Origin of the sequence: Carboxylicivirga sp. M1479 (genome assembly GCF_007097485.1) — a bacterium.
In the GTDB taxonomy this organism is placed as follows: domain Bacteria; phylum Bacteroidota; class Bacteroidia; order Bacteroidales; family Marinilabiliaceae; genus Carboxylicivirga.
Window position 1 is genome coordinate 114,638 of record NZ_VKDE01000015.1, and the last position, 11,947, is coordinate 126,584.

The 11,947-nt window shown below is 35.7% G+C and carries 8 protein-coding genes and 1 tRNA gene; 5 read left to right on the plus strand and 4 right to left on the minus strand.

Annotated elements, in window-relative coordinates; all coding sequences use genetic code 11:
- Nucleotides 1–377 precede the first annotated feature (377 nt).
- Complete coding sequence (locus FNN09_RS10445; protein ID WP_143302211.1) at nucleotides 378–2,627, plus strand: inorganic phosphate transporter; 2,250 nt, start codon at nucleotides 378–380, stop codon at nucleotides 2,625–2,627.
- 605 nt (nucleotides 2,628–3,232) lie between these two features.
- Here the strand turns inward: FNN09_RS10445 and FNN09_RS10450 are convergent.
- The 4 genes from FNN09_RS10450 to FNN09_RS10465 all read right to left on the minus strand — a co-directional run bounded on the left by FNN09_RS10450 (nucleotide 3,233) and on the right by FNN09_RS10465 (nucleotide 8,325).
- Nucleotides 3,233–5,008, minus strand: coding sequence for a cell wall metabolism sensor histidine kinase WalK (locus FNN09_RS10450; RefSeq protein WP_143302213.1), 1,776 nt, complete (start codon nucleotides 5,006–5,008; stop codon nucleotides 3,233–3,235).
- A 12-nt stretch (nucleotides 5,009–5,020) separates the two neighbouring features.
- A complete protein-coding gene (locus FNN09_RS10455) occupies nucleotides 5,021–5,713 on the minus strand; it encodes a response regulator transcription factor (protein ID WP_143302215.1) in 693 nt (230 codons plus the stop codon).
- Between the two features lie 236 nt (nucleotides 5,714–5,949).
- On the minus strand, nucleotides 5,950–7,095 hold the full coding sequence (locus FNN09_RS10460; protein WP_143302217.1) for a hypothetical protein: 1,146 nt from the start codon (nucleotides 7,093–7,095) through the stop codon (nucleotides 5,950–5,952).
- Nucleotides 7,096–7,398: 303 nt separating this feature from the next.
- Entirely contained in the window at nucleotides 7,399–8,325 is a 927-nt protein-coding gene (locus tag FNN09_RS10465; protein ID WP_143302219.1) for a bile acid:sodium symporter family protein, read from the minus strand.
- A gap of 177 nt (nucleotides 8,326–8,502) precedes the next feature.
- Here FNN09_RS10465 and FNN09_RS10470 point away from each other — a divergent pair, with 177 nt between their 5' ends.
- The 4 genes from FNN09_RS10470 (at nucleotide 8,503) to FNN09_RS10485 (ending at nucleotide 11,946) form a co-directional block, all read left to right on the plus strand.
- The gene (locus FNN09_RS10470) at nucleotides 8,503–9,207 is read left to right on the plus strand and encodes an SAM-dependent methyltransferase (RefSeq protein ID WP_143302221.1); all 705 of its coding nucleotides are present in this window, start codon (nucleotides 8,503–8,505) and stop codon (nucleotides 9,205–9,207) included.
- A gap of 82 nt (nucleotides 9,208–9,289) precedes the next feature.
- Complete coding sequence (locus FNN09_RS10475; RefSeq protein ID WP_143302223.1) at nucleotides 9,290–9,949, plus strand: FKBP-type peptidyl-prolyl cis-trans isomerase; 660 nt, start codon at nucleotides 9,290–9,292, stop codon at nucleotides 9,947–9,949.
- 407 nt (nucleotides 9,950–10,356) lie between these two features.
- A tRNA-Ser gene (locus FNN09_RS10480) sits at nucleotides 10,357–10,441 on the plus strand.
- 272 nt (nucleotides 10,442–10,713) lie between these two features.
- A complete protein-coding gene (locus tag FNN09_RS10485) occupies nucleotides 10,714–11,946 on the plus strand; it encodes a site-specific integrase (protein WP_143302225.1) in 1,233 nt (410 codons plus the stop codon).
- The last annotated feature ends 1 nt before the right edge of the window (nucleotide 11,947 follow it).

Here is an 11,947-nt window from a genome sequence, read left to right on the forward strand (position 1 = left end):
GTTCGTGGCTACTTCTAACTTTTAACGCAAAAGTTTCGCAAAATTATAAAAACCTTTTCACATTAAAAGTGGATAGGACATATTAATTACGGCAAAAACAGACATCATGGATGAGTGGGGTCAAATCTCATCGAATTAGCTTGAGTAAAGCAGTACAAAATCACAGTTGTGTTTAACTACTAAATTCACACATATTTTACAAATATCATTGATAATCAAACATTAATGCAAATCTAATGTTGAAATGGTATATAGAAAACATTAACTTGAAGCGATTTAACACAAACTTAACATTCGCTTAATTTTAAATCAACGCTATACTTAGAACGACTAAGTATGTTTGCCTCGCGAAAAAGAACTATAAATAACATTTTCAGATGGAAAACATTTATTTAATTCTGGTCATTGTTTTATTTGCATTGGCCATCTCTGATTTGATAGTAGGTGTTAGTAATGACGCTGTTAACTTCCTCAACTCAGCAATTGGAGCCAAAGCTGCTCCATACAAGTACATCATGATTGTTGCTGCGCTTGGTATTTTGTTTGGAGCAACTTTCTCAAGTGGTATGATGGAGGTAGCTAGAAAAGGTATTTTTAATCCACAGTACTTCATCTTCTCCGAAATCATGATCATCTTTTTAGCCGTGATGATTACCGATGTAATACTGCTCGATGTGTTTAATACATTTGGCATGCCAACATCAACAACGGTGTCGATTGTATTTGAAGTATTGGGAGCAGCTGTTGCTGTAGCCATTATTAAAGTATCAAACAACCCAGAAATGGGCATTAGCGAGTACATCAATACAGCTAAAGCTTTGGCCATTATCTCAGGTATATTGCTGTCGGTTGTGATATCGTTTAGTGTTGGTGCTTTGGTTCAATACATTACCAGATTAATATTCTCATTTGATTACGATAAACGCCTGAATTACTTTGGTGCAATTTGGGGTGGTATAGCAATTACAGCCATTACATACTTTATTTTGGTTAAAGGTGCAAAAGGGGCTTCATTTATGGATGCGTCGACCAAAGACTGGATAAAAAACAATGGCTTAACAATTATAGCTATCAGCTTAGTTGGCTGGACGATACTATTGCAAATACTTAAATTGGTATTTAAGGTTGATATTTTGAAGATTATTGTTTTGGCTGGTACATTTTCATTAGCCATGGCCTTTGCAGGAAATGACTTGGTTAACTTCATTGGTGTACCCTTAGCTGGATTTGAGTCATTTAAAATATTTGCTCAATCGGGAAGTATCAATACAAGCATGGAGGCTCTTGCTGGAAAAGTAAGCACGCCAACCTATATGCTGATTATTGCTGGTGCCATAATGGTTATTACCCTTTGGACCTCTAAAAAGGCAAAAGCGGTTGTAAAAACATCCTTAGACCTTAGTCGTCAGCACGAAGGCGACGAACGATTTGGTTCATCTTACTTTGCTCGTTCTCTTGTACGCGTTTCAATCAACGCTTCCAAAACAGTTTCATCGGCATTGCCAACTTCAGTTACAAATGCTATCAATCGTCAGTTTGACTCGAGTAATTACGATGAAAGACGAAAAGAATTGGGAGCTGAAGCGCCAGTATTTGATATGTTGCGTGCCTCGGTAAACCTGGTTGTAGCGAGTATTCTAATTTCGATTGCCACCAACATGAAATTACCTTTATCGACCACTTATGTTACGTTTATGGTTGCAATGGGTAGTTCATTGGCGGATAGAGCATGGGGTCGAGAAAGTGCCGTTTACCGTATCACTGGTGTACTATCAGTTATTGGCGGTTGGTTTTTCACTGCCTTATCAGCCTTTACAGTTGCCTTTATCATGGCAATGCTTATTAGTACGATAGGACTTTGGTTTGTAGCTGTATTAGTTGCACTAGCTGTTTATGTCGTTTTCAGAACTCACATCATCCATAAGAAAAACACTAAGACTGAAGATGAAATAGATGAGTTTGAAATTGAAGAAGTTAATGGTGAAATTTTGGTAGAGAAAGTACTTGAAAAATGTAAGTATAGTGTTACTGACATTTTAAAGAAAGTATCACAATTATATGCTCAGGCCATTAATGACTTTGAAGCTGAAGATCGAAGAAGCTTAAAAGAGATAAATAAAGAAGTTAAGCTGATTAACAAGAAAGCTAAAAAGCTTAAGGGCAATGTTTACCCTACAGTTAAAAAACTTCAGGAGCAATCAATTGATTCAAGCTTATACTACATTCAAGTTGTTGACTACTTACGTGAAGTAGCTCATTGTCTATCGTATGTTACTGAGCCAACTTTTGAACACATTGATAATAATCACAAGGTGTTTACAGCTGAGCAATTTGAAGAATTGGTTCAAACGCGTAATGATGTTCAGGACTTTATGGCCAAAGCAATTCGAATTATCACGCAAGGCGATTATGCAGCCTTAGATGAGTTAATTGAGCAACAGCAAAGCATTTTTAGTGTTATGCGAGATAACCGCAAAAAGCAGCTTAAACGTATTAAAAACGAAAAAGCTGGCACTAAGGTTAGTCTTCTTTACTTAAATGTGTTGCACGAAACTCAAAACTTGATGCTTCACTTGGTTAACCTAGTAAAAGCACAACGTGATTTTATTGATTTTCAATCAAAATAAGAGCATTTTATAAATAAGTAAAGCCGCAGGAGTTATTATTCTTGCGGCTTTTTTATGTACTCCTGTTGGTGAATTATAAGTGAATATTTCGTTGTTATTGCTATAACATACAAGGCTGTTAAGCTAACACATTAAGCTGTTTGTATTGCATTCAAAGTTGCCAGTCAATCAAACGATGCTAACCATTCATATAGGACTGTCAGGCTTACGTACCGAGATGTCGCTCTTACATTCCATACTGCCGTTCAAGCATACAATACTTTCGGGCTTACATACGACGCTGGCAGTGTTACAAACGTTCCTGTCGATGTTGCATTCAATGCTGTGAGTTCTACATAACGATCTGTTGATGCTGCACTCCATCCTGACATTCAATCATTCGATGCTAACCACCTTTCATATTGTACTGTCAGGCTTACATACAGAGATGTCGGTCTTACATTCCACACTGTCGTTCAAGCATACAATACTTTCGAGCTTACATACGCGTCTGTCGGTGTTACATTCGATGCTTTTAGGCACACATACTATGCTGATTATACAAATGAAGCTATCGGACTTTTAGACTCCCATTAAGCACTACAAATACACAAAATGACTACCACTTATTTGGGTAAATTGAAATAAAATTCTGCACCACCGTCAACTCCATTTTTCACAGATACTTCTCCTCTATGCATATTAACCGCATGTTTAACTATGGCTAAGCCTAGGCCGGTCCCCCCCATTTTTCGTGAACGACCTGCATCAACTCTATAAAACCGTTCAAACACGCGTGACATGTGTTCTTTAGGAATTCCAAGACCATTATCTCTTACAGAAAAATAATAATACGCATCATCCTCATGGTACATTTCCACGGTTACCTTTACATTTTCGCCTGCATAGGCCAGAGCATTATCTAGTAAATTTTGAAAAACAGAACTAAGCAATGATTTATTGCCCTTTACTTGAACTGTATCATCTACTTTAAGAGTAATTGTTGCGTGTTGTTGTTTAATTATTTTCTCACGATCCTCTATAAACTCCTGAACTAAGGGAGCAATCGCCAAGGTACTCCGTTCGTAATAATCGCCTGCTTCTTCAATTCTGTTGAGTAGAACAATGTCTTCAATTAATGCGCTAAGCCGATTACATTGTTTGGTTGCTTTTTTTATAAAGTAATCTTTTTTCTCCTCCTCAATATCTTTGTTATTAAGTATGGTTTCAAGATAACCACTAACAGAAGTAACAGGTGTTTTTAATTCATGAGCAATATTCGAAGTCATTTGCTGCTTTAGTAGTTTTCGCTTCTCTAACTTTGTCGTATCGTTTATGTATATCTCAAAGCTCTTATCTTGGAATAAAATACACTTAATTTCAAAATAATAACTACTCTTTTTAATGGTAAACTCAATTTGAGGAAGGTCCGAATTTTGGTGGGGAAAATTGTTTTGAGCTAAATATTTATGAAGAAACTCATGTAAAGTCTTAAATTCTTTTATTTCGAATACCTGTTGTGGGTTTAGTGATGATTTTTCGCCTATCAAATTAAGGTACTGCACAAAATGTGTATTGGTCAATAAGGTGTCTTTTTCACTTGAAAAGAACCCAATACCTTCGTTTAACACATACAAATGCCTAATCAACTTTTCCTTTTCTAAGCTCAAGGCATCTTTTGTTTCCATCATTTTTTTGTACATCGAAACAATTTGCTTTCCGATTACCCCTAGTTCATTCTTCGGGAATTGATAATCCTCAACAAGGGGTTTATTTTGACGTAATTGCACAGCAAAATCCTTAAGTTTAGTAATACTCTCACTCATTTTTCCAGTGACGTAAGAAAGAATTAACCAGGTTATCACAAACCAAAAAGCAATGAAAACGAAAAATAGCTTCTCAGCTTTCAAAAACTTCTTCACTTCAATGTCATATACTACGGCTGCCCTTATATAATAGTCGTTGTAATAATGGGCGTAATAATAAAATGCCTGCCCTGTAGTAAGCGATTCCCTAATAAAAGAACCTGCACGATTATCCGCTAATTTGGCCTTGTTTATTTCTGGACGATTCAGATGGTTTTCCATTTGGGTGTAATCGTCAACAAAATTATCGAATAACACAACACCTTCGACATCTATAAGAGTAAGCCTTGTATCACCAGTGGGCATAATTTGCAGCAAAGAATCCAACAAATGGATCTTGTTTTTAGCAATTAAATCATTACTACTTATAAAGTTATTGCTTAGTTCAGTTATGGAATTTAAGGAGTTCTCAAGCTGTGCTATTTTGAATTGTCGTTCTCTATTATATTGGAAGGCTATAAAAGCGATCGTTACAATAAAAAAAATAGAGAAGTAATAAAAAAACAGCTTTCGTTTAAAGTTTATATTAAAGGCCATAAAACCCAATTTTTATTGTAATGTTTCAAAATAATAACCAATGCCAGCACGGTTTTTCAGGCACTCTCCATATTGCTTTAACTTTTTTCTTAGTCGCGTAATATTCACATCTACAGTGCGGTTCGTAACAACAACACTATCTCCCCAAATAATCTCTAAAATCTCATCTCTAGAGTAAATTTTATTTTTGTTTTCAAAAAGTAAACGCAAAATTTGAAACTCTTTTAGAGTCAATTCTACCATTTGTCCATCAATTACCAAGCGCTTAGTTTCAAGATTTAAAATCATCTGTTTAAACTGCAATTCGTTTTGATCATTATTTGATACAGCAATAGAACGCTTAAGGGCAACTTTTACACGGGCAATTAGTTCTTTAAGCGAATAAGGTTTTGTAATGTAATCGTCGGCACCCAGGTCAAACCCAGTTAACAGGTCATCTTCAGCACTCTTAGCAGTCAGAAATATAACAGGTACATCAACCTTACGATCATTTCTAATAATGTCAATCAGTTTGAAACCGGACATTCCTCCCATCATTACATCTAACAGCAATAAATTAAATCTCCTTAAATCTTTTTGTAATGCCTCTTCTGCAGAGTAAGCGACTTCTGTTTGATAACCTTCGCTCTCAAGATTAAATTGTAATATTTCACAAAGGTCTTCTTCGTCATCAACAATTAAAATCCTTTTAATATCCTCGCCCATGTAAATTGTAGTTTTTACTAAAATAAGGCAAATTCCATAGGTAATTAAGCAAATAGTCTATTTAGTGCGATATATCGCTTCAATTGGGCATGAACAGATCTTATCAAGATGCTTCAACCTAGGAGCAATCAAAATATAATGACAATTGACATGAAATAGACTGTCTACCTAATTAAACACAAAAAAACCTAAGCTCCGTTTGAAACTTAGGTTTTAAATATTTCTGTTACAATGGCTTAGAATTGGAATTCCATCTGAAACCTCGTAATGATTTGATCTTGCTTTGATACTTTATCGCGGAAAGTTACATCGCCCTGGAACTTAAACTTATGCCCAATGATGTATTTACTTACACAAATCGTATAGTCGGTAATCTCAGTGTGGAAAGCTGCTTCATTAGGTTTGGTAAAAGCATATCGTCCAGATAACTCCCAGTTACTTTTAAAAAGATAACCCGTTTGAACATTAGCACCATACCCTGTATAATAGGCCGTTTCAATATCACCATTTTCGTCGTATACAAATTCATTGTCATCAGTGACCGATCTATTGGCCGCTTCAACCATTAATGAGTATCCTCGATATTTTAGCAAGAGGTCACCGCCTATGTTTAAAAGGTCGGCCTCTCCACCAATTACATCACCAATTTGACCTCTTTCTTTATAGGCGTCTTTATTAAAGTTTGCGTAAGCAGCAACTGCAATCTTGGGCTTCTCTTCACGTGTTAAATCGGCCGATTTATAGGCTCCTTTCGAACTAAATTCACCTAAGGGCATCATTTCAAACTTACCTGTAAAACTCATTCCTGGCGCCATTGAATTATCCTTAATTCCGTTACCCGACGTAACAGCCCAACGGTCGTAAATTACAGCTTTGCCAATATTAAATTTATGGTGAAATTGAATACCTGCATCCCTGTCTAAGGTATAGTTCTTATTAAATATTGATCGATCGACCAATTGTAGGTTTCCCGATGACACAACACGCTCGCGGTTACCAGGCAATTTACCTTGACCAAACCACAATTCAATATTGTTTTTCTTGTATTTAAATATGGCATCTCTTACATATCCACCTGCCAAATCATATTCGATTTTATAAACCAGGCTTTTATTAATAAAATAACCATCGAACTTTAAGCGTGCACGTTTAACCCATGCCTTATTCTCAAATTCAGCAGGACCTAATGAATTACTTAAAGTATTTTCAAAGTCCCACCTAGTCTGTATTCTGGTCCTGAACTTTAGGTAAAAAAGATCGTCTTCAGTTTTAAATTGAATACCTTTTCCAACCTGTGCAGATAAATCCTTAATCGTCTGTGCTTTAATACTCACAGTGCATACCAGCACCATTAACGCACTCAATAGTAAAAAACGTTTCATGTTATTCCTGTGTAGAATTCTTAAATTTCCAGAAAAATCATTCCCCAATATTTCCTGGTGATTTGTTATTATTTTCCGGGTGCAAACCTAAAGTTGTTTTATTACGTGAGTGTTAAGAAACTGTTACATTTCTGTTACAATAAGTTTAAAATACTTATCAACTCACGATAAGGTTAGCTTAATAAGTTAATAGCAGTATTTTTTGGCATGAATTTGATCCTAAACATTAACAAAGCCATGTGTGTTTGTTTCACAACCTATATGCAAGTCTGGGTATGAAACATGGGTTATATTTTCATTAAACTAAGTGTTTGATTTTTTATCAGTCAAATCTTTCCTAAACGATAAAAACAACAAATATAAAAGTACAAATATGGCCAGTCCAGCAGTTGGAATAGCCGCCTTTTGTCCGAACAAAGTAATTGCTGTTACTACGGCAAAACCAGAACTCTTAATGGTTAGTAGCAAATTTTCCGACATCATCTTTACCTTATCCCGCTTAAAAACCTTAGCAACTTTTTCAAACACTAAGCCTAATACAAAATGACTAACAAACAAAACAACTGCAATTTGCAGTAATATTAGAGGCTCACTAAAAAACACTTGACGATTTAAACCTACTGCGATAAAAATCAATAAAGCAAAACCCCAATCCACAATTTTTCCTCTTACTACATTGACCATGGGAGATACTTTTGAGAAAAGTAAAACACGCGATATCGCCAATGGTAGAACAATTGTTTTAAGCATAAGCACAAACAGATCTAATGAATTAACGCCATCGTTACCTGTTAACCAACCAACTGCAAAAGGAGTAACAAATACAGTGCATAAGAATGCCCCAAGCACTCCTTTTATGGCATATTCTACATCCCCTTTTAAAATATATGAAAATGGTATAATGGCAACACCTGGTGGCGTTGTTGCAATAACAACAAAACCATAAAACAGATCCTTATCATCGATAAATACGTAAGCCAGACCTATCATTACAAACGCATACACAAGGTAATTCAAAAACATACCCACCAACATAGGTTTTACTAACGATTTTACTGGATAAAAGCTTGATGAACGAATATTGGTCATCGAAAAAGTCATGACCATGGCTAACACATAAATTGTATAATCCTTTATATTAGCAGCATAGTCGCCAAAAACCAAACCCAAAACAACGGCCAAAATCAAAACAAAATTACGATTTCGAACCAATGCAATTAAATATCCCATTCTAACTATTTGTATATACCATTAAATCAGTGATGCAGCAAACTTACAATTTTTATTTAGAATCGGTCTACATTAAAAACATGATATATCCCACTTGGTAAAGCATAGAGCATTTCATTACTTTTGCACCCAATCAATTAGGTTATAATTGAATCGCATATAATTCAATACCATACAATGAAAGGTCAACTATATTTAATACCCAATACATTAGGTGAGAGTCCTATTGAGCGAAATCTACCGAAAGACACCATTGATATAACGAAATCGATCAAACACTTTGTGGTTGAGAATATTCGTTCAGCACGACGGTTTTTAAAAAAGGTTGATAAAACAATTGATATTGATGATCTCACGTTTTATGTATTGGATAAACACACGAATCCAAATGATATTCCAGGGTATCTAAATCCATTATTAAATGGTATTAACATGGGTTTGTTATCAGAAGCAGGTTGCCCGGGAGTAGCTGATCCTGGAGCTGATGTTGTTAAGCTAGCTCATCAGAAAAAGATACAGATTGTGCCACTTATTGGCCCCTCTTCTATCCTATTATCTGTTATGGCATCGGGACTGAATGGTCAAAGCTTTGCCTTTAATGGCTATTTACCTCTGAAAAAAGGCGAAGTTGGAAAACACATTAAGCACCTTGAAGAACGTTCAATACGGGAAAACCAAACACAATTATTTATTGAGGCTCCCTATAGAAACATTAAATTATTACAAGAACTACTTTTGGCCTGTCGACCTCAAACTCAATTGTGCATAGCATGTGATATAACGCTTGAAACAGAGTTTATTCAAACTAAAACTGTAGCACAATGGAAAAAGCAAATGCCAGATATTAACAAGCGACCTGCCATTTTTCTTATACTGGGATAAGGCGAAAAACTTGATTATTCAAGGATTTGGATATCTTTAAGAGATTAAATACAAAACGTATAATAATAAAGTTAGAAACTGAATGAAAAATTTATTTAAAAAAATGCTTAGTGTGAGCTTCGTTGCCGCACTACTTATATCAGCTCAATCTTGCACTAATTCCAACTCTCCGGCCACTCTTACAACACAAACTGATAGCTTAAGTTACAGCTATGGGGTAATGATGGCACGTGAATTAGCTAATGAAAATGGTTTAAATGCAGAGCTTGTTGCTGCTGGTATAAGAGAAGCAATGACTGAAACAGCACAGATTTCACTTGAAGAAGCAAGCGCAAGTATTTCCTTAGGAAAAGCACGAGTGGGAATTGAGTTTTTAGCTGAAAATGCAAAAAAAGAAGGTGTGCAGATAACAGCAAGTGGTTTGCAATATAAAGTTATTGAAGAAGGAACTGGGAACTCGCCTGTTGCGACTGATGAAGTAACCGTTCATTACAAAGGTACTTTAATCAATGGAGAGGTATTTGATAGCTCTCAGGGCGGTCAACCTATTTCTTTTCCATTAAACAGAGTTATTCCGGGTTGGACTGAAGGTCTGCAATTAATGAAAGAAGGTGGAAAAACAATATTTTATATCCCTTATGAGTTGGCTTATGGCGAACGTGGAGCTGGACAAGTTATTCCACCATATGCTGCACTTATTTTTGAAGTAGAATTATTGAAGATAGGACAAGTAGAAAACTAACATATCAGTAGATTATATGGAAATGGGATTCTCCAATTTGGTGAGTCCCATTTTTGCTTTTAAAGGATGCTACCTACAAGTGTTAATATTTTGTCGTACAAATTATCTACAAAATCCTGTGAGCATTTTTATTGAGAACTATGATCTATTTCTGGCAATAGTTAAAGCCTGTTCTGCACATCTTCATATTAGCTTGGATTTGATATGTACTTAATAAGAATAAAAAACAGAAAATAATGCCCACCTTATAATTCTAGTAATTAAAAAGATAGAATACGCACTTTAAATCGGTCGTAATATTTAGGTGAAATTTATTTTGCAGTTTAAAAATAAACCCTACTTTTGCATCCGTTAACAATAAGTGTTGACATTAATAAAGCCAATGACCATAGGCTTTACAGAGTATTGGAGAGATGGCAGAGTGGTCGAATGCGGTGGTCTTGAAAACCATTGTACCGCGAGGTACCGGGGGTTCGAATCCCTCTCTCTCCGCTGAATAAAATGTCAATAGAAGACAGAAAAAAGACAAGTCCTACACTTTCAATAAGTTGTAGGACTTTTTTTATGTCTTCATGTTTTGTCTGACTTACTTAAAATGCCTGTAAAAGACACGAAATCGTGACTAAATCGTGACCAAAAATTTTCAGGCAAAAAAAGGTCACGATTTGTCCAAAATTGGCAGTGCTTTGTCCAAGCTTGGCAGTCCTATAATCATTTCATTTTGAGATTGATAATGTAATTTTACAAATTGAAAAATGATGATTATGAGAAGTACATTTAATGTTCTTTTTTTCCTAAAAAAGAATGCAGAAAAGAAGGATGGAACAGCACCTATCGTGGCCAGAATTACCATTAATGGAAAAAGTAGCCAGTTCAACACCAAACAGTTCGTAAACAAAAATGACTGGAACGTAGAGTTAAACCGGGTTAAAGGCAGAAGTGCAGAAGCCAAAAAAATGAATAGCGTATTGGATGAAATTAAATCATGTCTCCGGAACGCTTATAATGACCTTACCCGAAAAGAAATAATTGTAACTGCCGAAAAAGTCAAGAATACATTCTTAGGTATTGGTCAGGAAAAATTCTTGTTGATTGAGTTATTTGAGGAATGCAACAGCATTTTGAAAAAACAGGTTGGTATCACCAAATCAAAAGCAACCTACCAAAAAGCCGAAGTTTGCAAACGGCATGTATCCGAATACATAAAAGAGGAATATAAGCTATCCGATATTGATTTAAGAGAAATCAACCACTCCTTTATTGTTGGCTTTGAAACCTACCTTAATACTCATTGCAAATGCAATTACAATACAACAGCTAAATTCATTCAGAAATTTAAGAGCATCATTATTACAGCTCAGAAAAACGGTCAACTCCATAATGACCCCTTTGCCAACTACAAAATATCTTTAAAGAAGGTTGACCGGGGCTATCTGACCAAAGACGAGCTAAATAAAATAATGGACAAAGAAATTAAAAATGAACGACTGGAGCGCATACGTGATATTTTTGTTTTCTCCTGCTACACCGGGTTAGCATATATCGACATTAAAAATCTAAAGAAAGAACACATTATCCAAGGTTTTGATGGCAATCCTTGGATAATGACCAAAAGGCAAAAAACCGATGTGCAAACCGTAGTTCCTTTGTTGGATGTTGCTCAAGAGATACTGGAAAAATATAAAGGGCTGCCCAAGGATGTATTGTTGCCAGTACCAACGAACCAAAAAACCAATGCGTATCTCAAGGAAATTGGTGACCTGTGTGGCATAAATAAAAACCTGACGTTTCACCTTGCCCGGCACACTTTCGCCACTACCATAACCCTCTCCAATGGCGTACCTATTGAGACGGTGAGCAAAATGCTTGGCCATACGAATATTAAAACCACACAAATCTATGCCAGAATTACGAATGAGAAAGTTAGTTCGGATATGCGAGTGTTGTCAGAAAAACTAAAGGAATGTGGATTGGATGCAAAAACGTTATCGGCTTAGG